Consider the following 20,908-nt stretch of genomic DNA (forward strand, 5'->3'; position numbering starts at 1 on the left):
CTATTACACTCCAGATAAAATTCTGCAATGAGCCTTCCGGTGTGATAAGCTAATGAATAATCTTCAATTTTCTTCTCGATTCCTTTCCACATCAGCTTTGACGGGCGTGGTGCTCGCCCATCTTCTCGCGCCGGCTGCGGCACAGGATGCCGCGGGGCAGCAAGACGGAGCGACGGTTCTCGAAGATATCATCGTCAATGGCGGCAGCGGCGGCGTGATCCAGGCTGACGGCTATGTCGGCAAGAGCAGCGCGACAGGCACGAAGACCGACACGCCGTTCATCGAGATTCCTCAGTCGATTTCGTCCGTAACCGAGCAGCAGTTGAGGGACCGCAATCCGCAGAGCCTGCTCGATACGGTCGCCTACACACCGGGCACTCGTGTCGGTGCTTACGGCTTCGATCCGCGCTTCGATTCATTCTCGGTGCGCGGCTTCGACGTGACCTATACCGGGATCTTCCGCGATAACCTTCGTCAGCCCGGCGCAGGTTCGTCACTCTTCAAGACCGAGCCTTACGGCCTCGAAGGTGTCTCAATCCTGCGTGGACCATCCTCAGCGCTGTATGGAGCAACGGGCGCCGGGGGTCTCTACAACCTCATCACCAAGCGGCCGACGGAAGACGCTTTTCACGAAGTTCAGCTGCAGTATGGCACCGACCAGCGCTATCAGACCCAGTTCGACCTCTCGGGTCCCGTCAACAACGAGGACCCCTTCTACTATCGCCTGACGGGCCTCTACCGCGATGCCAACACGGAACAGGTCAGCGTTCCCGACGACCGCGTCTATATCGCGCCGGCCTTCATGTGGAAACCGGACGAAGATACCAAGCTTACCATTCTTGGGGAGTATTCCCGAACCAAGACCGGCGGCACGGCGGCCTACTATAACGATCCGGCCGGCAACGTAACCGACATTTTCGCAGGCAATCCGGCCTTCAACGATTCAGTCCAGAACCAGGCGCGCATCGGCTATGAATTCGAGCACCGGCTGAACGACGTCTTCGTGTTCCGCCAGAACGCCCGCGCATCGACGCTCAACATCGACGCCGACTGGGCCTTTGCCTACGCCCCCAACGCGGTCGATCCAAGTCTCCTCGACCGCAGCGCCGGCACGTTCGACGAGCGGCTGACGGCCTTCGTCATCGACAATCAATTGGAAGCCAAGTTCGAAACGGGGGCGGTCGACCATACGGTGCTTGCGGGCCTGGACTTGACCAAGCTGCGCTGGCGTTCGCTCGATGGTCGTGGCGTGTCGCCGCCGCTCGACACCAACAATCCGACCGCGGGAGCGCCCGTTGCACCGATCGACTTCGACACGCGCACCATCCAGGATCAATGGCAGGTCGGCACCTACCTGCAGGACCAAATCCGCTATGACGCATGGATACTCACCGTCGGCGGGCGCTACGACTGGGTTTCCACCGACACCGACAATACCGACCTCAGCACGAACGCTCTGACCAGCCTCTCGCAAAAGGACAAGGCATTCTCCGGCCGTGTCGGCTTGGGCTACGAGACCGATTTCGGCGTTGTACCTTATGCCAGCTACTCCACCGCCTTCGCACCCAATGCCGGTATCAACCAGGAGACGGACCAGCCCTTCAAGCCGACGGAAAGCGAGCAGGAAGAGATCGGCGTCAAGTACCTGCTCCCGAACAGCAACACGCTGCTGACGGCTGCGCTGTTCAATATCGACCAGAAGAATAGCCTCTACTACGAGGTCGTGAACCTGCCGACAGGACCGGCGAACATTCAGGTGCAGCGCGGCAAGATTCGCTCCCGTGGCTTGGAACTCGAAGCGAACACGAGCCTCGACAACGGCCTGTCGCTGGTCGCGTCTTATACCTACACCGATACCGAGATCCTGGAAGGAACGACCGGGACCGTTGGCAATTCCGTCTCGTCGGTTCCGAGGCACATGGCTTCGCTCTGGGCGAATTACACATTCCAGGAGAGCAGCCCGGTCTACGGCCTCGGCATCGGCTTCGGCACCCGTTATCTCGGCAAGAGTTACACCAGCGACGCCAACACGGCGCAGAACGGCTCACGCGTCCTCTTCGACGCCGCCATCAGCTATGATTTCGCGGCGCTGGACAAGAAATACGACGGCCTGAGCCTGCAGGTGAACGCCACGAACCTCTTCGACCGCCGGGAGGCCGTCTGCTCGGCGGGCTTCTGCTATCGCGACCAGGGCCGCGCCGTGATCGGCAGCCTGCGCTACACATGGTGAGCTGATGGAGAGCGCACAGCACCATGTCGCCGATCGAGGCCAGAGCGCCTCGATTCTCTCGCCGGCTTTCGCCGGCGAGCATGCGTGGTGCAGCGAGAAGATGGTACTCTCAACCGAGCTATCGGACGGGGTACCGCTGCCGCGCTTCTTCGGTGACGGCGGGTTCAGGCAGGCGATTGATCGCTATGCCGAGGCATGTGGAGACAGCGACAGGCGCGCCGTCGTCTCGATGTGGTCGTTATATTACTTCTCCACTCTTTCCATCCCCTACGTGCTGGCGCGCCGCCTCGCCGCGCAGGCGCTGCCGATCGCCTTCGATGAGATGACCATCGCATTGCAGGAGAACGGGCTGCCACGGGCGTTCGGCGTTCCACACCGGGGCGGGCATGCCGCGGTCGAGGAGGACGACGGGTTCGGGGCGATAGGTCCATTGTTGGAGCAACATCTTCCCGAGGCGGTCGCGAAACTCAACGCTTGCGGTATTTCGGCCAAGCTGTGCTGGAACAATGCCGCTGTCTATCTCGACTATGCGCTGCGATTGACCCGGCCAGCTGAAGGCCCCGATCTCACGGTGTTCGTGCGTGGCTGCCTGCCGGATGGCGGCGTCAATCCTCTTTGCGGCAGCGTCCGATATGTCGAGGAGGATGGTGAGCGCGTCGCCCGGCGGAAGATATGCTGCTTGCGCTACATGCTGCCCGGCGTGCCTAGCTGCGGCAAGCCTTGCGCTCTTCCGAGCCAAAGGAACGTACAATGACCCTTTCCACGATCACGAGACGTGGCTTTCTCGCCGCCGCGTCCACGACGCTCTGCGCGCCGGCTCTCTTGAAGGCCGAGACGCGCTGGCCGCTGACCGTGACCGACGCGGTCGGTCGAACGGTGACGATTTCAAGGAAGCCGAAGTCGATCATCCTCGGAACGGGATTCAATCTTTTCGCGCTGTCGCTGATCCATCCGGATCCGGTCAGCCTGCTTGCTGGCTGGGCGACCGACATGAAGACGGACAATCCGTTCATCTACGACGCCTTTCGCAGCAAGTTTCCGGCCCTCGACAAGGTCCCGCTCGTCAGCAATGGGCAGGCGGATGGCATGAACTTTGAGGCCGCACTCTCCTTGGAGGCGGACCTTGCAATCATGGGCAGGTGGCAGGCCGATGGCGAACAAGGCGAACGTGCCATCGACTATCTCCAATCGATCGGCGTGCCTGTCATCGTCGTCGATTTCAATCTCGATCCACTGAAGAACACCCCGCGAGACATTCGCCTCCTCGGCCGCGTTCTGGAATGCGATCGGCAAGCGGAAGATTATGCGCAGTTCTTCGAAAAGCGGGTGCAGCGCATCAAGGCGGAGTCGGCAGGGAGAGGCGAGGATGCGCCGCTGGTGCTGATGGACGCCTTCCCGAGCGCAACACGGGGCAGCTGGGCGATCGGCCGGACCGGCCTCGGCGAGTTGATCACGCTTGCCGGCGGACGCAACATCGCGGACAAGAACCTACCGCCGCAGGGCGGGCCGGTGACGGCTGAATACATCATCGCGGCGGAGCCGGACGTCTATATCGCCACAGGCTCGCCGGGTGGCGTCTACACCGTCTTCTCGATTGGCCCTGGCGTCGATCCCGCAGAAGCCCGTCGGTCTCTCCAGGAAACCGTTAAGGCACCCGCCCTTGCCCCACTGAAGGCTGTGCGCGATGGAAATGTGCATGGCATGTGGAACTTCTTCAACGCCGTGCCGCTGAATGTGCTGGCGGCGGAAGCCGTGGCATCCTGGGTAAGGCCTGACCTGTTCGGCGATCTCGATCCGGCGGGCAGCCTCGCCGAAATCAACGAGCGTTTCGCTGCGGTCCCGTTCGAGGGGGCATACTGGACTAGCTTGGCGGGCTAACGTCCAGGCGCACCGGTCTTGAAAAGACTGCCCGTCGGCGTGTTGAGGAACATCTCCAGCGGAATGTATTCCTGATGCAGGAAGCCGGTGGACGGCAGCAGATCCTCGCGCACCATTTCGATCACGGCAACCACCGAGGCCGATGTCGTCCAGGCAATCGCCGTCCGGCGAGCGCCTGCTATCTCTATCGGATAGTAGGCGCGCACAAACTCCTTGCGGCGCAGGTTGCCGTTCTCCGTGCCCTCCGCTGCCACGTGGACATACACAACATCATCCTCGACCGGCGGCTTGGCGTTGGTGAGGATTTCACCGGCAAGCTTGCGCCTGTCGCGCATCAGGAGTTCGTGAAAGAAGAAGTTCATCAGATCCATGTGTCCGGGATAGCGCATCGTCTTGTAGTCGAGGTTCTCGACCTTGCCGAGCATGGTGTCACACATGGTGCCGAGGCCGCCTGATGTCGTGAAGGCCTCCAGCTTCACACCCTCGACATAGATCGTCTCGTGCCATTCCATCGGCGAGACGAGCTTGCGAATGCCCCCCTCGATCACTTCGCAGTCGTTCAAATACTCATTGACCACGCCTTCGGGCGACCAGTTGAAGGCGTAGCCGAGGAGACCGGTCGGATGCTGCGGCAGGGCGCCGACGCGCATGCGAATGGAACGGCATTTGTCGAATCCATCCGCAAGGCTCGATCCGACAATACCGACGAAGCCGGGGGCGAGGCCACATTGCGGCGCCATCAGCCCGCGCGCGTTCTTGGATAGTTCGATGATGAAATTTGTGGTCGGCACGTCTTCCGTGAGGTCGAAATAATGGATCCCGGCAAGATGGGCAGCGCGCGCCAGGCCGATGTTGAGGTGATAGGGCAGGCAGGAAAGTACGGCCTCGACACTCGACAGCAGTTCGCCGATGGTGGTGGGGTCGGAAACGTCCCCACTCATGCACTGGAACGGAAGGCTCTCTGTCGGCGCCTGAATATCGATGCCGAGAACGTCGAAGCCCCCCTCGTGCAGGAGCGTCGCGGCCAACCGCCCGATCTTGCCCAGCCCGAGAACGGCAATCCTGTCGAAACTCATCAACTCCCTCCCCTTTTGCGCACGCGGCACACGCCCCTCACAGCCAGCGTACAGAAGATTGTGCGCAAAAGAAAACGGCCGGAGCAATGCCCCGGCCGTCAAAGCACAGAAGGTTTCCCGACTATTCGTTGATCAGGCGCTTCAGCAACTCGATCTCATGCGAGAGCTTCGTATCCTCAGCAATCAACTCCTCGATCTTGCGAACGGCATGCAACACGGTCGTATGATCGCGACCGCCGAAGCGACGGCCGATTTCCGGGAAGGACCGCGGCGTCAGCGTCTTCGACAGATACATGGCGATCTGGCGCGGCTTGACGATGACACGGGTGCGGCGGTTCGAGACCAGCTCCTGGCGCGACACGTTGTAGTGCCGTGCGACGATGCGCTGGATATCCTCGATGCGGACGCGACGCGGCTCACCCGAACCAACAAGGTGGGCAAGAAGCTCGTCCACGCGCTCTACCGTCAGGTTCGGCTCGAAGGAGCGACGGAAGAGCAGCTGGTTGAAGGCGCCTTCCAGTTCGCGGCCGCTCGCAGTGATGTTGCGGGCAACATGGTTGAGCAGTTCCGCCGGGATTTCCAGAGACGGATCCTCGACGCGAGCTACGGCGAGGCGACGCTTCAGGATTTCGAGGCGCATTTCGTAGTCCGGCGCATCGAGCTCGATGGCAACGCCGCCCTGCAAACGCGAGCGGACACGTGGATCGAGCGATTCCAACTCCCAGGGAGCGCGGTCGGCAGCGACCACGACCTGCTTGGCGCTGTCGAGCAGCATGTTCAGCAGGTGGCAGAACTCGTGCTGGATCATCTTGCCCTGCAGGAACTGCATGTCGTCGATGATCAGAAGGTCGATGTTGCGCAGCGAGTCTTTGAGCGTCAGAGCATCATTGTCGCGGATCGCGGTTGCGAAACGCCACATGAAATACTCTGCCGTCAGATAGACGACGCGCAGTGCGCGCGGGTTCTGAACCGCGGCATTGGCGATCGCCTGCAGAAGATGCGACTTGCCGAGGCCGACGCTGGAATGGACGAACAGCGGATTGAAACGGACAGCGCCCTGTCCGGCTTCCGCAATCGTCTTGGCGGCGGCAAGTGCCACGCGGTTCGAGCTGCCTTCGACGAAGGTGTCGAAGGTGAAGCGGGAATCCAGAGGCGAGCCGAAGAGCGGCTGGCCGGAGGTGGCCGGACGGGCTGCGGCAGCGGACGAAACCGCCTGCTGCGCAATCTGGCCGGCATGCTGCGCCACAGGGCGGCGCGTCTGCGCAGCGGCAACAGGCTCCGGGGAAACCGGCTCTTCAGCCGGCTTACCAACGCCACGCGTTGCCGTGCGAACAAGAATTTCGACTTTCAGGATTTCAGAGTCTTCGGCCCGGAACAGGCTGGTGATCAGCTCAAGATACCGATTGTTGATCCAGGACTTCAGGAAAGTTGTCGGCACCGTCAGGCGCACGACGCTCTTTGAAACCGAATGCAATTTCAGCCGTGCAAACCAGCTTGCATAAACATCCGGACCGACCTGCGCCTTCAGACGGGCGCTGACACGCTCGAAAAGTACACCATGCTTCATGTCTCCCTTTTCCCCTGCCGCCTCGGCGCAAATAGAGCCAAACGCCTGCGGTTCATTGTCCCCACTCTCCAGGACATCCGCCGTCATTGTATTCATCTGCATCATGCCGCCTTCCATTCGTCGGCCGACTTTGTTTCGTCGCCCGATTATTTCCCCGCTATGGCTAGAAAGTGGCACCCTCATGAGCCACTCGCCTGCCGGTTCACTCAAATACTGCCCCACTCGCAAGATGCTCCCGGGAAAGTGCGCGCCGCATCATGCGGTTCGACTGCGTTCCCTCGGACTGGATGCCGTTCCTCGTAACACCGGCTTCCAATCGTCCTGCCACGACTTCTCTTCCCATTCGGCTTCACGCAACGCGTGCAACCAACACACAAAACATCACCGTTCCGCGACAGCCACATCGCGGTCAAAAATGCCTAACTGCGTGAAAAACCGAAGACTTTGACTCTCCGTAACAAGTGGCACAGGATCATCGCCCTGCCGACGTGGCAGTTTCAGACCAAGCCTTTACAGGTGATGTCTGGACCCCTTGTTGATCGGCATTTAGGCAGGATCGAATGCGGGAATCAACGATGAATTTTACGCAAAATTAAGAGCGGGCCGTTGACTCCGGCTGCAGTTTTTGAGCGTCACATTGATGTCAAAAAAGAATCGCTTTTGAATCAAGGGGATTCCGATTCTGGGCATTTTTGACACGCATAAAAAGAAAAAAATAAAAAAGCTTCTTGACTCTGCTCAGACCGCAGATTGTAGGGCCCGAGTCGAGCACACCTGAAGTATCCTACAACAAGTATTTGTTTTAATTGCATTTTTCATGTCACACGCTCGACATGAAATCGTCGCCGAATTAACCATACGGAAGCTAGTCGGCGGAATCGAAAAAGCCCGACAAAGTTGCCGGGCTAATCATAATGCTGCGTTTATTAACGAAAGATTATGCGGTCGCAGAAACCGACAGAGCCTTCACACGAGCTGCGAGGCGCGAAACCTTGCGGGAAGCCGTGTTGGCGTGCACAACGCCCTTGCTTGCGGCGCGAGCCAGTTCCGGCTGCGCAGCCAGGAAAGCTTCCTTAGCCTTGGCAGCATCACCAGATGCGATTGCCTCTTCGACCTTGCGAACGAAAGTACGAACGCGCGAGCGACGAGCCTTATTGACGTCGGTACGGCGGGCGATCTTGCGGGTCGCTTTTTTCGCCGAAGTTGTATTGGCCATGGATGCCTCTCTAAGAATTCGAACAAACTCCGTCATCACCGCGGGCCTTGCGGCCACTTCATACAGCAATGCGGGAGCATAATCGGAAAACCGGAGTGGCTTCCCGAACCGTGGGCGGGCATATAACCCTAAAGCCGACCCACGTCAACGCGCATTTTCAAGGAAACGCCGCCTTTCTCCAAGGCTCAGCGGTTCTTGAAGGCAGGCTTACGCTTTTCGATGAAGGCCGTCATCCCCTCTTTCTGGTCTTCAGTGGAAAACAGGCTATGGAAAAGCCGGCGCTCGAAGCGCAGACCTTCGTCCAGGGTCGTCTCCAAGGCGCGGTTGACCGCCTCCTTCGCCATCAGAACGGAAGGATGCGATAGCGAGGCAATCTTGGCGGCCGCCTCCAGCGCCTCATCCAACAGGCGCTCGGCCGCCACCACACGCGAAACGAGTCCTGCGCGCTCCGCTTCGGCGGCATCCATCATCCGGCCGGTGAGGATCAGATCCATGGCCTTATATCTGCCGACGGCGCGCGTCAGCCGCTGAGAGCCGCCCATGCCGGGGATGACGCCGAGGGTGATCTCGGGTTGGCCGAACTTGGCAGTCTCCGAGGCGATGATGATGTCACACATCATTGCAAGCTCGCAGCCCCCGCCAAGCGCAAAGCCGCTGACCGCTGCGATGACAGGCTTGCGCACCTTGGCAACGTCGTCCCAGCCGCTCATCAGATCGCGGCTATAGACATCGACATAGCCGAGAGGCTGCATTTCCTTGATGTCGGCGCCGGCGGCGAATGCGCGCTCGGAGCCAGTCAAAACGATCGCACCAATAGCGTCGTCGGCCTGGAAGGCTTCATGAACCTGTAGAAGCTCCCTCAGCACTGTCGAATTCAGCGCGTTCAGCGCCTGCGGGCGATTCAATGTGATGAGCCCTACCGCTCCGTGGGTTTCGACGATCAGCGTTTCATAGGCCATGGACAATCCTCCCGTTATTTTTGGCAGTCAGGGCAGTAGAAGGTCGAGCGCCCCGCCTGAACGACGCGCGCGACCGTACCGCCGCAACCGGGCGTGCGGCAAGGTAGACTTTCGCGATCATAGACCGAGAAAGAGTGCTGGAAATACCCGAGAGACCCATCCGTCTGGATATGATCCCGCAGGGACGAGCCCCCCGCCTTGATGGCGTCGGCGATGACGTCGCGGATCGACGCAACGAGGAGGTCCACCTGCTTGCTCGGCTTACCGGTCTTGGTGACGACAGTCGCCGCTGCCCGGGTGGGGCGCAAATGCGCGCGCCACAGCGCCTCGCAGACATAGATATTGCCGAGCCCGGCAATATTCTTTTGATCGAGCAGCGCGCTCTTCAGCGGCTGCGCCTTGCCCATGAATCGTTCCGCCAGATAGGCAGCGCTGAGTTCGTTGCCGGTCGGCTCCGGCCCGAGGCCGAAGAGGAAGGGATTGAGATCAAGCTCGGAGCGCTGCGCCATATCCATGAAGCCGAAGCGGCGCGGGTCATTATAGATGACGCGGCTGATGCCATTTGGTCCTTCCAGGTGGAAGATCGCGTGGTCGTGCTTTTCATCCTTCGAACGGGCATGATGAAACTCGCCGGGAGCATCGGATAGCGGTCCTGCCTCGATGCGGAAGGAACCTGACATGCCGAGATGCGAGATGATCGTCGTGCCGTCATCGAGATCGATCAGCAGATATTTGGCGCGGCGACCGAGCGCGACGATTTCGCGACCGGTTGCCCGCGCCTCCAAACCGTCCGGAAAGGGAAATCGCAGGTCCTTGCGGCGGAGTTCCAGGCGGGCGATCCGCGCGCCTTCCATGGTGGGGGCAAGCCCGCGTCTGACGGTTTCGACTTCTGGCAATTCCGGCATCTTAACCCATCTATATCTAACATGTTTCAACCACGGGCGTTGTGCGCTATAGCGCCAAGGTGCCGCAGCTTTGACCGTGGCCCACAGATAGCGCTGCGCGGGTCCGTTCGCTATGGTCGCCGCGCCGATTTCAGATAGATGGAGTATTTCGATGTCAGAAAGCCGTACCTCCGCCGAAGGCGGCATGGAAACATCCTACGGCTTCCGCGAAGTGGCGGATGGTGAAAAGCAGGGCCTCGTCAACGAGGTCTTCCATAAGGTCGCCAAGCGCTACGACATCATGAACGACGTCATGTCGGTCGGCATGCACCGCGTCTGGAAGGATGCGATGATCTCAGCCCTCAATCCGCGCAAGGAACCCGGCTACAAGGTTCTCGACGTTGCCGGCGGCACCGGCGATATCGCGTTTCGCATCGTCGAGGCCTCGAACCGGCAGGCCCATGCAACCGTGCTCGACATCAACGGCTCGATGCTCGCCGTCGGAGCCGAACGCGCCGCCAAGAAGAAGCTCTCCGACAACCTGACTTTCGTCGAGGCCAATGCCGAGGACCTGCCGTTCGAAGCAAACAGCTTCGACGCCTATACGATTGCCTTCGGCATCCGCAACGTGCCGCGCATCGACGTGGCGCTCAGCGAAGCCCATCGCGTGCTGAAGCGCGGCGGCCGGCTGCTCGTGCTCGAATTCTCCGAAGTGGAGATGCCACTGCTCGACCGCGTCTATGACAGCTGGTCGTTCAACGCCATTCCGAAGTTCGGCAAGGCGATCACCGGCGAGGCCGAGCCCTATCAGTATCTCGTCGAATCCATCCGTAAGTTCCCCAACCAGGAGAACTTCGCCGAGATGATCCGCAATGCCGGCTTCTCGCGCGTGAGCTTCACGAATTATACCGGCGGCATCGCAGCCCTTCATTCCGGCTGGAAGCTCTGACGCATGGTTGAGGGCACATCGTTCACCCGCTGGCTTTCGCAGGCAGGCAATCCGGCATGAGCGCTCTGGGGGCATATTTCCGGCTCTCGCGCGTCGGCTGGATTCTGGTGCGCGAAGGTGTAATTTCGGCCCTGCCGTCGGAAGATCTTCCGCCGTCCGTCGGCATCGCCAAGTCGTTTGTCGGCTTGTTCGCGCGCAATCGTTCGAAATCGAAGAAGCGCAGCGACCGGCTGGCGCAGGCGGTGGAGCGGCTCGGCCCCTCCTACGTGAAGATCGGCCAGTTCCTGGCGACGCGTCCGGATGTCGTCGGCGTCGAGTTTGCCGACGATCTGTCGCAGCTTCAGGACCGCATGGCATTCTTTCCGCTCGCAGCGGCCAAGGCGAGCATCGCCGGGTCTCTCGGCCGCCCGATCGAGGAGCTTTATGCGAGCTTCGATGAGCCGATTGCAGCGGCTTCGATTGCCCAGGTTCACCCCGCCGAGGTCGATACGCCTGCCGGACGCAAGAAGGTTGCGGTCAAGGTCGTCCGCCCCGGCGTGCGCCAGCGGTTCACGCATGATATCGAGGCGATGTACCTCGTCGCTCACATGCAGGAGCGCTTCATGCCTTCTAGCCGGCGCCTGAGGCCGGTGGAGGTCACGAAAACACTGGAGCAGACCACCAAGGTCGAAATGGACTTGCGGCTGGAGGCCGCGGCCCTTTCCGAGATTGCTGAAAACACCGAGAAGGACCCGGGCTTCCGTGTGCCGAAGGTGGATTGGGAGCGCACCGGCCGCGACGTGATCACCATGGAGTGGATCGACGGCGTGAAGATGTCGGATGTCGACGGCCTGCGCGCCGCCGGCCACGATCTCAACCTGCTCGCGGACACGTTGATCCAGTCGTTCCTCCGCCACACGCTGCGCGACGGCTTCTTCCACGCCGACATGCATCCCGGTAACCTCTTTGTCGACGAACACGGCGATATCGTCGCCGTTGACATGGGGATCGTCGGACGCCTGGGGAAAAAGGAGCGCCGCTTCCTCGCCGAAATTCTCTTCGGCTTCATCACCCGCGACTATATCCGGGTCGCGGAAGTTCACTTCGAAGCCGGCTACGTGCCAGGCCACCACAATGTCGAGAGCTTCGCGCAGGCGATCCGCGCGATTGGCGAGCCGATTCATGGCCAGCCTGCCGAGACGATCTCGATGGGCAAGCTGCTGACGCTGCTATTCGAGGTGACCGAACTCTTCGACATGGCGACGCGACCGGAACTTGTCATGCTGCAGAAGACCATGGTCGTGGTCGAAGGCGTGTCGCGTATGCTCAATCCACGCTTCAATATGTGGAAGGCGTCCGAACCCGTCGTCGGCGACTGGATCCGCAACAATCTCGGCCCGAAGCGCATCGTCACCGATCTCAAGGACGGGCTGAAGGCGGCTGTGAAGCTTGCCGAAGCGGCGCCGGAGATTGCCGCCAAGACCGAGAAGTTTCACCATCAGCTGCTACAGATGAGCGAGAATGGATTGCGGTTCGACGCGGAAACGGCCGAGGCGATCGGCAAATCCGAGGCGCGCCACAATCGCTCTGGCCGGGTCGCCCTCTGGATTATCGCTCTTGCTCTTCTCTATATAGCCTGGGTGATCACCTGATCCATCACAGCAATGCATGCTGTGTTCGATATTTGGGATATCCCATTCAGTAGCGCCGTCGCATACTCTCACTTTTCAAGGAGATATGGCAGATGAAGCATGAACGCCCCCGCATCGAACTTTCCGGGCAGCCGCTCAGCTTTGCTGAGATGGTGAGGGTCGGATCGGGCAAGGTGGCGCTTTCAACTTCCGCGACCGGAATGGCCCGCATCGAGATTGCCCGGGGGATCGTCGAGGACGCGATCAAGGCCGGGATGCCCGTCTATGGGGCGACCACCGGCGTCGGCGCCATGAAGGATGTCGAGTGGTCTCCAGAAGATCTGGACGCCTTCAATCTCGGGCTGGTGCGTGCGCATCACTTCGGCACCGGGACACCGTTTTCGAGCTCGGTCGTGCGCAATGCGATGGCCATCCGCATCAATACCGCGCTGACCGGACAGGTCGGCTGCACGCGCGAACTCGTCGATGCCTATATGCGAATGCTGGAAGCCGATATTATACCGGTCGTCCGCCGCACCGGCTCGATCGGTTGCGCCGACATCGGTCTCATGGGACAGATCGGCGCCGTGCTGACCGGCGTCGGGGAAGCGGTCTATCGCGGCAAGCGCATGCAGGCTGCTGACGCCTTCGCCGCCGCCGGCATGAAGCCCTTTACGATGGCCCCGCGCGACAGCCTGGCGTCGCTCAGCGTTAACGCCGTCAGCTTTGCCGCGGCGGCGGACGCGACACGCAGCGCCGCGGCCTCCATACGCGTGCTGCTGGCCTCCGGCATGATGGCATCAGGCGCGCTCGGCGCTTCCCGCGATCCGTGGCTTTCCGTTCGCCATGTCGGCACCTCCCGGGAGGCCTTGATCGGCTCCTGGCTCTGCAATGCGTCGGACGCCTGGCAATGGCCAGTCAAAACTCATGTCCAGGATCCGTTGAGCTTGCGCATGATCGCGCAGGTCTTCGGGGCGGTGATCGAGAACCTTTTGACGACGGGCCACAAGATTTTGGCCGCCACCGGACGCTCCGACGACAACCCCGTCGTCGTCGAGGGGCGGGTGATGACCTCGGGCGGATCGCTGCCGCTCGACGTGACGATCCTGCTGGAATCGGCCGCTCTCTGCATGGCGCACGCCGCCCGCAATGCTTTTAACCGCTGCGTCCTGCTCGGCAACGGCCAGCGCCGCGACCTGCCGGTCAATCTCGTGCCGCCTGGCCGCATCGCCACTGGCTTTGGCCCGATCATCAAGCTGGCCGGCGAAATCTTCTCCCGCGTCCTGTCGATGTCGAACCCGGTTTCGGCGCAGTCGCTGGTGGTTGCGGCCGGCCTCGAGGATGAGGCTGCCTTCCTGCCGCTGGTAATCGAGCGCTTCGAGCGCCAGATGCGGGCACTGATGCGCCTCGCCGCTCTCGAGGCGCTGCTTTCGGCCCAAGCCGTGGACATTCTCGGCGACAAGCCGAAAGGTGTCGGCGGAATGCTCTACGACGTCGTTCGCAAGCATGCGGACTTTTACACGGTCGACCGGCCACTCTCTGCCGAGGTGGAAGCGATCGAGGAAGAATTCGGCTCCGACGCCTTCATGTCCAAGCTGATCGAAGAGGTGCCGATCGCATCCTTCGACGATTTCTTTGCGCTCGGCTCACTGGAGCGTATCGAGCAGCGTCTGACCCAGGAACCGGTCGCCATCTGATCCTTCAATATTTGCCACGGAGAAAGCGGCATGGCTGATTTCGATCTCGTTCTGCAAGGCACGGTCGTTCTGCCGGAGCGCATCTTGGAAACCGGCTACGTCGCCGTCCGCGACGGCAAGATTGCGGAAATCGGCCTCGGCGTGCCGCCTGCCGCCCGCGAACGCCATCTCCTCGGCAAGGCATTGATCCTGCCCGGAGCAATCGACGCCCAAGTTCACTCTCTGTCGCAGAAGAACCAGGAGGATTTCATCTGGTCGACGCGCTCGGCTGCTGCCGGCGGCGTGACGACGATCGTCGACATGCCCTATGATGAAGGCAATCTTGTCTGTTCGGCGGAAGCGGTAAAGAAGAAGATTGCCCATGCCGGCCCGCAGGCGCGGGTCGATTTTGCGCTCTACGGCACCGTGAATCCGGAGGAAGGCGCCAAGCGGGTCGCCGAAATGGTGGATGCCGGCGTTGCCGCCTTCAAGTTCTCGACGTTTGGTACGGATCCGAAACGTTTTCCGCGCATTCCCCCTGCCCTGTTGGACGAATGCTTTGCCGCAATTGCGCCGACCGGGCTGACCGCCGGCGTCCACAACGAGGATGACGAGGCCGTCCGCACCTACATGGAGCGCGTGAAAGCAAGCGGGATCACCGATTGGCGGGCGCATGGGCTGTCGCGGCCGCCGATCACCGAACTGCTGGCGATGCACACCATCTTCGAAACCGGGGCCAATACCGGCTGTCCGTCGCATGTCGTGCATTGCTCGCTCGGACGCGGCTATGACATCGCGCGCGCCTATCGCCGTGACGGATTCGAGGCGACGGTGGAATGCTGCATTCACTATCTGACGCTGGACGAGGAAAACGACGTCAAACGCCTCGGCGGCAAGGCGAAGATCAATCCGCCGATCCGGCCGCGTGGCGAGGTCGAGGCGCTGTGGCGCAGGGTTGCCGAGGGCAATGTCTGGCTGGTTTCGACGGATCACGTCAGCTGGTCCGAAAATCGCAAGACCAATCCTGACATGCTGGCGAACGCGTCCGGTGTGCCCGGGCTCGAGGTGATGGTGCCGCTCTTCATCAAGGGGGCCGCCGAGCGCGGTATCCCGCTGACCTGGGCGGCCAAGCTGATGGCAGAGAACCCGGCAAAGCATTTCCGCCTCGACCACGTGAAGGGAGCGCTCACGCCAGGCAAGGACGCCGATATCGTCGTGCTTGAGCCGCACGAAACGGTCTATGACGCAGCTGCGAGCGGCAACAACGTGGTCGGCTGGAGCCCTTATAACGGCATCCGCCTTCCCTGGACGGTCGCCGCGACCTATCTGCGCGGGGAGAAGATCACCGATGGCGCGACGGTGCTGGCTGAACCGGGGACCGGCCGATTTATGCGTCCGCTGCCGAGGCAGGTGATCGCGGGAGCCGCAGAATGACCAGAAACCTGCCGGTCAACGCAGGTCGTATCGCCGAGGATATCGACGCTCTGGCCGGGATCACCGAGCCCGGCCGTCCCTGGACCCGTCGTGCCTTCTCGCCGCTCTTTCTCGAGGGGCGCGCCTATATCGAAGCGCGCATGCGAGCGGCAGGCCTTGAGACCCGGATCGATGCCGCCGGCAATCTGATCGGCAAGCGGCGGGGCGCCATCGACGGGCGCGGCACGATCATGCTCGGTTCGCATTCAGACACCGTGCCGGATGGCGGGCGTTTTGACGGCATTGCCGGCGTGGTGGTGGCGATTGAGGTCGCGCGTGCGCTCAGCGATCGGGGCATCGAGCTCGATCACGACCTGGAGATCGTCGACTTCCTTGCGGAGGAGGTCAGCATCTTCGGCGTTTCCTGTATCGGCAGCCGGGGCATGACCGGGCAACTGCCGGAAGCCTGGCTTTCGCGCGCGACGGAAGGACGCGACCTCGCCGTGGCCATTGCCGAGGTCGGCGGGCGCCCGGGCGTGCTGCAGCAGCAAAACAGGCCCGATATTTCGGGCTTTCTCGAACTGCATATCGAGCAGGGTCCGGTCCTTGAGAACGACGAGAAGAACGATATCGGCATCGTCACGGCGATCGCCGGGATCACCCGCATTGAGATCATCGTCGAAGGCCGCGCCGACCATGCCGGCACGACGCCGATGGATAGCCGCTCGGATGCGCTGGTCGCCGCCGCACAACTGGTCCTCGATATCCGCAATGCCGCAGCCGCCCGCGGGAAGACGCCGGGGCATTTTGCGGCGACGGTCGGCGAGTTCCGGATCGAGCCGAATGCCGCCAACGTCGTTCCCTCGAAGGTCGTCCTGCTGATCGATGGGCGCGCCGAGATTCGCAACGACATGGAGGCCTTCTGCGAGTGGCTGGACGAACATGTCATAAAGTTAGCCATCGCTTACGGAGTGTCCATCAAAAGCCCGATGCGCGTCTCCGACAACTATCCGACGCCGAGCGATGCCGGGCTATTGAAGACGCTCGAAAGGGCTTGCGAAACCGTCGGCGCCAGGCACCGGCGCATGGCATCGGGCGCCGGACACGACATGGCCTGGATTGCCAAGGTAGCGCCCGCCGCGATGATCTTCGTACCCTGCAAGGAGGGGCGCAGCCACTCCGCTGACGAGTGGGCCGAGAACGACGACATCGCGCTTGGGGCGGCCGTGCTTTTCGAAGCCGTCATGGACATGGACAAGAGCTTGAAGCAGGAGAATGCCTGATGGGACGCATACTCGTTGAGAAGGACGTAGAAGCAGCGGTCAAGGGCGGGTCGGTCTATGCCGCCGGCGGCGGCGGCTGGGCGGATCACGGACGCATGCTCGGCTATGCAGCGGTCAACGTCGGCAAGCCGGAACTTGTGTCGATCGACGAGCTGAAGGACGACGACTGGATCGCGACGGCCGCCGCGATCGGCGCGCCCGCTTCCACGACACCCTGGGAGATGCAGGGCATCGACTATGTGAAGGCGGTGCAGCTGCTGCAGGACGAACTCGGCGAAAAACTGTCCGGCCTGATCATCGGCCAGAACGGCAAGTCGTCGACGCTGAACGGCTGGCTGCCCTCCGCCATTCTCGGAACAAAGGTCGTCGATGCCGTCGGCGATATCCGCGCGCATCCGACCGGCGACATGGGCTCGATCGGCATGGCGGGCTCGCCCGAGCAGATGATCCAGACGGCGGTCGGCGGAAACCGCGCCGAAAGCCGATACATCGAGCTTGTCGTGAAGGGGGCGACGGCGAAGATCTCGCCGATTCTGCGGGCGGCTTCCGACCAGTCGGGCGGCTTCATCGCCAGCTGCCGCAATCCGCTGCGCGCCTCTTATGTGCGTACCCACGCAGCACTTGGCGGCATCTCGATGGCATTGGCGCTGGGCGAGGCGATCATTGCGGCTGAGAAGAACGGCGGTTCAGCCGTGATCGATGCCATCTGCAAGACAACAGGCGGGCACATCCTGGCCGAAGGCATCATCACCAAGAAGGACGTCGTCTATACCAAGGAGGCCTTCGACATCGGCACGATCGTCGTCGGCTCCGGCGACGAGGCGGTGACCATGCATGTGATGAACGAATACATGGCCGTCGACGACATCGAGGGCAAACGGATCGCCACCTTCCCCTCGGTTATCACAACGCTCTCGCCCGAGGGCGAGCCGCTGAGCGTCGGTCAGTTGAAGGGTGGGATGCATGTCTTCATCCTGCATGTGCCGATGAGCATCATTCCGCTGTCGGCAAGCGTTCTCGACCCGACCGTCTATCCCCCGGTGGAGAAGGCGATGGGGATCGAGCTTGCCCGCTACGCGCTCGCGGCAAAGGCCTGATCGCATGCCGCGGGACGTCGGCCTCGAGGAATTGCTGAGGGAAGAGCTGGATACTATGTCCGGTCTCAGCGAGAAGCCGATGTTCGGTGGTTTGGCCTTTCTGCTCGACGGCAATCTCCTTTGCGGCGCCCGACAAGACGGCATGCTGGTCCGCCTCGGCAAAGGCAATGACGGCTGGGCGCTCGATTTGCCCGGCGCCGTGCAGATGCTTTCCGGCGGTCGCGCCATGCACGGCTGGATCCGGGTCGGCGCGGAGATTTACGGCGATGACGATTTGCGGCGCCGCCTCCTGGAGGCCGCGACGGCCTTTGTGCGCTCACTGCCCGCCAAGTGAACGGAGCTTAGGCCCAAGAGACCCAAAAAAGACAGAGATAGAGGAACGACCAAGATGCCGAAGCCCAATCCACGTCACCCGAAATTTCCGATACCGGGCGGGCCGGAGCTGCGCGCCAAGGGTTGGCGGCAGGAGGCGCTGCTGCGGCTCCTGGAGAACGTTCTCTCCGTCGGTGAGGACCCGGACAATCTCATCGTCTATGCCGCGCTCGGCAAGGCAGCGCGCAACTGGGCGGCGCACAAGGGCATCGTCAAGGCACTGACAGAAATGGACGAGGACCAGACGCTGCTGATCCAGTCCGGCAAGCCGATCGGCCTCGTGAAGACGCATCCGAAGGCGCCGCTTGTGATCATGGCGAACTGCAACATCGTCGGGCAATGGGCGAAGGCCGAGGTCTTCTACGAGCTGCAGCGCAAGGGGCTGATCTGCTGGGGTGGGCTGACGGCTGGCGCGTGGCAGTATATCGGCAGCCAGGGCGTCATCCAGGGCACCTATGAAATCTTCATGCGCATTGCCGAGCGCCGGTTCGGCGGTGATCTCTTCGGACGCTTCGTGCTGACGGCGGGGCTCGGCGGAATGGGCGGCGCGCAGCCGCTCGCCGGCCGCATGGCGGGGGCCGCCATCCTCTGCGTCGACATCGATCCCGAGCGCGCGAAGAAGCGCCAGGAGATCGGCTACTTGCAGGAAATCGCGCCGGATCTCGATACGGCGCTTGCGATGATCGATGCTGCCGTGAAGGACAAGCGGGCGCTTTCGGTTGGTCTCGTCGGCAATGCTGCGGAATTCTATCCCGAGATCGCGCGGCGCGGCATCGTGCCGGATATCGTCACCGACCAGACCTCCGCGCACGACCTCGTCTACGGCTACGTGCCGAAGGGCATGAGCCTTGCGCAGGTTCGCGAACTGCGCGAGGACGGTCAAGGACAGCTGATGGCGGCAAGCCGAGCTTCGATCGTGCAGCACGTCACTGCCATGCTGGACTTCCAGAAGAAGGGCTCCGAGGTCTTCGACAATGGCAACCTTATCCGCACACAGGCCAAGGAAGGCGGCGTCGCCAACGCTTTCGACATTCCGATCTTCACCGAAGCCTATCTGCGACCGCTCTTTGCCCGGGCAATCGGCCCTTTCCGCTGGATGGCACTGTCAGGCGCGGAAAGTGATATCGCCCGGATCGACGATCTGCTGCTCGAAATGTTCCCCGAGAACAAGATCATCACCAACTGGATCCGGTTGGCGCGCGAGTACGTGCCCTTCGAGGGCTTGCCGGCGCGCATTGCCTGGCTCGGCCATGGTGAGCGTACGATGCTGGCCCGCCGGGTCAACGAACTGGTCGCAAGCGGTGAACTGAAAGGTCCTGTCGCCTTCTCGCGTGATCATCTCGACGCCGGCGCGATGGCGCATCCGAACATCATGACCGAGCGGATGAAGGATGGCTCCGACGCCATCGCCGACTGGCCGCTGATCGATGCGATGATGCTCTGCTCGTCGATGGCAGATCTCGTGGCCGTGCATTCCGGCGGGGGCGGCTATGCCGGCTACATGACGAGCTGCGGCGTCACCGTCGTGGCCGATGGCACCGACGCTGCCGACGAGCGGCTCGACCATGCGCTTACCAACGACACGGCGCTTGGCGTCATGCGCTATGCCGATGCCGGCTATGACGAGGCGCTCGACGAGGTGGCCAAGAAGGACGTTCCCTACATTAGGCTCGGATAGCGCTAAGGCACCTGTCTCGGAAACATTTCTGTCCGATTACGCTATGGCGTGGCGCAACCGATCGATCGCAGGTCGTGCGCCTCTGATAGAGATCGAGTGTTGATTCGACGCTGCCCTTCCAATGAACGGACCCGCCATGCAGCCCCGCACCTACGGTATGCTCCTCGTCAGCATTGCTACGATCATGTGGAGCACCGCGGGGCTCTTCGTCCGCGCGCTCGATCTCGATGTCTGGACCGTGCTCGGATGGCGCTCGCTGTTTGGCGGCCTGGCGCTGACGATCATCATTCTGGCAAAGAAGCGGATCAGTGCGGAACCCGGCAAGGTACCGCTCTATTTCTATCCGCTGTTCGGTCTCATGGCCGCTATATCGATGTATGGCTACATCGGCGCGCTGAAGCTGACGACCGTCGCCAACGTGCTGGCGATCTATGCGACCGTCCCGTTCGTCGCGGCAGCCATCGCTTATGTCTGGTTGAAGGAGAAGATCAGCAGGCGCGTGCTCATCGCCAGTATGATCGCCTTCGTTGGCGTCCTGATCGTTGCAGGTTTCGGCGCGAGGCCCCAGGACATCGCCGGCAACGCGCTGGCGTTCTTGATGACGCTGACCTTCAGCATCCTGCTCGTCGCGGCGCGGCGCTACCCCGCACTGCGCTTGGCGCCGGTCAATGCGCTTGGATCCGGCTTCTGCGTGCTGCTCTGCCTGCCACTGATGTCGCACGCGATACCGAGCCTGCAGGAGATGCTCGTGCTTGCCGTCTTCGGGTCGACGACATCGGGAATCGCCTATCTACTGTTCATGACCGGCGGCCGCTATATTCCCTCGAGCGAGGCCGGGTTGATCGGTTTGCTCGACGTCGTGCTCGGCCCACTCTGGGTCTGGCTCGCCTTCTCAGAGACGCCGACGCTTTCCACGATCATCGGCGGCGTGATCATCCTGATCTCGGTCTTCTGGTATCTGTGGAGCGGCATGGCCCGGTCACAGCAGCCACGCCGCACGCTGAAAAACGTTTAGTCGGC

General features: G+C 61.8%; 17 protein-coding genes. 12 read left to right on the plus strand and 5 right to left on the minus strand.

All coding sequences use genetic code 11. The features are described from left to right. Positions 1-52: 52 nt before the first annotated feature. Genes AS026_RS20225 through AS026_RS20235 form a run of 3 tightly spaced genes read left to right on the plus strand, consistent with a single transcriptional unit; the run spans position 53 to position 4,108 of the window. Positions 53-2,230 (plus strand): TonB-dependent siderophore receptor, encoded by a 2,178-nt coding sequence (locus AS026_RS20225; protein ID WP_100248187.1) that lies wholly within the window; start codon positions 53-55, stop codon positions 2,228-2,230. Positions 2,231-2,234: 4 nt separating this feature from the next. Then, positions 2,235-2,984, plus strand: a complete 750-nt coding sequence (gene fhuF, locus AS026_RS20230; RefSeq protein WP_062371339.1) for a siderophore-iron reductase FhuF — start codon at positions 2,235-2,237, stop codon at positions 2,982-2,984. Next, complete coding sequence (locus AS026_RS20235; protein WP_062371341.1) at positions 2,981-4,108, plus strand: ABC transporter substrate-binding protein; 1,128 nt, start codon at positions 2,981-2,983, stop codon at positions 4,106-4,108. The genes fhuF and AS026_RS20235 overlap by 4 nt, the downstream gene beginning before the upstream one ends. On the opposite strand, the gene AS026_RS20240 is transcribed toward AS026_RS20235, so the two are convergent. The 5 genes from AS026_RS20240 to mutM form a co-directional block, all read right to left on the minus strand. Further along, the gene (locus tag AS026_RS20240; protein WP_062371343.1) at positions 4,105-5,184 is read right to left on the minus strand and encodes a saccharopine dehydrogenase family protein; all 1,080 of its coding nucleotides are present in this window, start codon (positions 5,182-5,184) and stop codon (positions 4,105-4,107) included. The two genes, AS026_RS20235 and AS026_RS20240, sit on opposite strands and share 4 nt — an antisense overlap. Before the next feature lie 121 nt (positions 5,185-5,305). After that, a complete protein-coding gene (gene dnaA / locus AS026_RS20245; protein ID WP_026371516.1) occupies positions 5,306-6,853 on the minus strand; it encodes a chromosomal replication initiator protein DnaA in 1,548 nt (515 codons plus the stop codon). An 835-nt stretch (positions 6,854-7,688) separates the two neighbouring features. After that, entirely contained in the window at positions 7,689-7,967 is a 279-nt protein-coding gene (gene rpsT / locus AS026_RS20250) for a 30S ribosomal protein S20 (RefSeq protein WP_016552476.1), read from the minus strand. 185 nt (positions 7,968-8,152) lie between these two features. After that, entirely contained in the window at positions 8,153-8,926 is a 774-nt protein-coding gene (locus tag AS026_RS20255) for an enoyl-CoA hydratase (protein WP_062371345.1), read from the minus strand. A gap of 14 nt (positions 8,927-8,940) precedes the next feature. Beyond that, positions 8,941-9,831 (minus strand): bifunctional DNA-formamidopyrimidine glycosylase/DNA-(apurinic or apyrimidinic site) lyase, encoded by an 891-nt coding sequence (mutM, locus tag AS026_RS20260; RefSeq protein WP_062371347.1) that lies wholly within the window; start codon positions 9,829-9,831, stop codon positions 8,941-8,943. 151 nt (positions 9,832-9,982) lie between these two features. On the opposite strand from mutM, the gene ubiE reads away from it, so the two are divergent. The 9 genes from ubiE (at position 9,983) to AS026_RS20305 (ending at position 20,903) form a co-directional block, all read left to right on the plus strand. Beyond that, on the plus strand, positions 9,983-10,759 hold the full coding sequence (gene ubiE, locus AS026_RS20265; RefSeq protein WP_062371348.1) for a bifunctional demethylmenaquinone methyltransferase/2-methoxy-6-polyprenyl-1,4-benzoquinol methylase UbiE: 777 nt from the start codon (positions 9,983-9,985) through the stop codon (positions 10,757-10,759). Positions 10,760-10,815: 56 nt separating this feature from the next. Beyond that, complete coding sequence (ubiB, locus tag AS026_RS20270; RefSeq protein ID WP_062371350.1) at positions 10,816-12,390, plus strand: 2-polyprenylphenol 6-hydroxylase; 1,575 nt, start codon at positions 10,816-10,818, stop codon at positions 12,388-12,390. 92 nt (positions 12,391-12,482) lie between these two features. Next, the gene (locus AS026_RS20275; protein WP_062371352.1) at positions 12,483-14,066 is read left to right on the plus strand and encodes an aromatic amino acid lyase; all 1,584 of its coding nucleotides are present in this window, start codon (positions 12,483-12,485) and stop codon (positions 14,064-14,066) included. Between the two features lie 30 nt (positions 14,067-14,096). After that, positions 14,097-15,479, plus strand: a complete 1,383-nt coding sequence (locus tag AS026_RS20280; protein ID WP_062371354.1) for a dihydroorotase — start codon at positions 14,097-14,099, stop codon at positions 15,477-15,479. Then, positions 15,476-16,741: a Zn-dependent hydrolase gene (locus AS026_RS20285; protein ID WP_062371356.1), complete on the plus strand. Its 1,266-nt coding sequence runs from the start codon at positions 15,476-15,478 to the stop codon at positions 16,739-16,741. The genes AS026_RS20280 and AS026_RS20285 overlap by 4 nt, the downstream gene beginning before the upstream one ends. Continuing rightward, a complete protein-coding gene (locus AS026_RS20290) occupies positions 16,741-17,838 on the plus strand; it encodes a thiohydantoin desulfurase (protein ID WP_062371359.1) in 1,098 nt (365 codons plus the stop codon). The genes AS026_RS20285 and AS026_RS20290 overlap by 1 nt, the downstream gene beginning before the upstream one ends. Before the next feature lie 4 nt (positions 17,839-17,842). Continuing rightward, positions 17,843-18,172, plus strand: coding sequence for a TfoX/Sxy family protein (locus AS026_RS20295; RefSeq protein ID WP_062371361.1), 330 nt, complete (start codon positions 17,843-17,845; stop codon positions 18,170-18,172). Between the two features lie 54 nt (positions 18,173-18,226). After that, the gene (locus tag AS026_RS20300; protein ID WP_062371363.1) at positions 18,227-19,888 is read left to right on the plus strand and encodes a thiourocanate hydratase; all 1,662 of its coding nucleotides are present in this window, start codon (positions 18,227-18,229) and stop codon (positions 19,886-19,888) included. Between the two features lie 121 nt (positions 19,889-20,009). Beyond that, positions 20,010-20,903, plus strand: a complete 894-nt coding sequence (locus tag AS026_RS20305) for a DMT family transporter (RefSeq protein WP_245307565.1) — start codon at positions 20,010-20,012, stop codon at positions 20,901-20,903. Positions 20,904-20,908 lie beyond the last annotated feature (5 nt).

This window comes from Rhizobium altiplani (genome assembly GCF_001542405.1).
GTDB classification, from domain to species: domain Bacteria; phylum Pseudomonadota; class Alphaproteobacteria; order Rhizobiales; family Rhizobiaceae; genus Rhizobium; species Rhizobium altiplani.

Coding starts and splice junctions, on each gene's coding strand:
- AS026_RS20225 (WP_100248187.1), top strand. CDS start 53: ATGAATAATCTTCAATTTTCTTCTCGATTCCTTTCCACATCAGCTTTG.
- fhuF (WP_062371339.1), top strand. CDS start 2,235: ATGGAGAGCGCACAGCACCATGTCGCCGATCGAGGCCAGAGCGCCTCG.
- AS026_RS20235 (WP_062371341.1), top strand. CDS start 2,981: ATGACCCTTTCCACGATCACGAGACGTGGCTTTCTCGCCGCCGCGTCC.
- AS026_RS20240 (WP_062371343.1), bottom strand. CDS start 5,184: ATGAGTTTCGACAGGATTGCCGTTCTCGGGCTGGGCAAGATCGGGCGG.
- dnaA (WP_026371516.1), bottom strand. CDS start 6,853: ATGCAGATGAATACAATGACGGCGGATGTCCTGGAGAGTGGGGACAAT.
- rpsT (WP_016552476.1), bottom strand. CDS start 7,967: ATGGCCAATACAACTTCGGCGAAAAAAGCGACCCGCAAGATCGCCCGC.
- AS026_RS20255 (WP_062371345.1), bottom strand. CDS start 8,926: ATGGCCTATGAAACGCTGATCGTCGAAACCCACGGAGCGGTAGGGCTC.
- mutM (WP_062371347.1), bottom strand. CDS start 9,831: ATGCCGGAATTGCCAGAAGTCGAAACCGTCAGACGCGGGCTTGCCCCC.
- ubiE (WP_062371348.1), top strand. CDS start 9,983: ATGTCAGAAAGCCGTACCTCCGCCGAAGGCGGCATGGAAACATCCTAC.
- ubiB (WP_062371350.1), top strand. CDS start 10,816: ATGAGCGCTCTGGGGGCATATTTCCGGCTCTCGCGCGTCGGCTGGATT.
- AS026_RS20275 (WP_062371352.1), top strand. CDS start 12,483: ATGAAGCATGAACGCCCCCGCATCGAACTTTCCGGGCAGCCGCTCAGC.
- AS026_RS20280 (WP_062371354.1), top strand. CDS start 14,097: ATGGCTGATTTCGATCTCGTTCTGCAAGGCACGGTCGTTCTGCCGGAG.
- AS026_RS20285 (WP_062371356.1), top strand. CDS start 15,476: ATGACCAGAAACCTGCCGGTCAACGCAGGTCGTATCGCCGAGGATATC.
- AS026_RS20290 (WP_062371359.1), top strand. CDS start 16,741: ATGGGACGCATACTCGTTGAGAAGGACGTAGAAGCAGCGGTCAAGGGC.
- AS026_RS20295 (WP_062371361.1), top strand. CDS start 17,843: ATGCCGCGGGACGTCGGCCTCGAGGAATTGCTGAGGGAAGAGCTGGAT.
- AS026_RS20300 (WP_062371363.1), top strand. CDS start 18,227: ATGCCGAAGCCCAATCCACGTCACCCGAAATTTCCGATACCGGGCGGG.
- AS026_RS20305 (WP_245307565.1), top strand. CDS start 20,010: ATGAACGGACCCGCCATGCAGCCCCGCACCTACGGTATGCTCCTCGTC.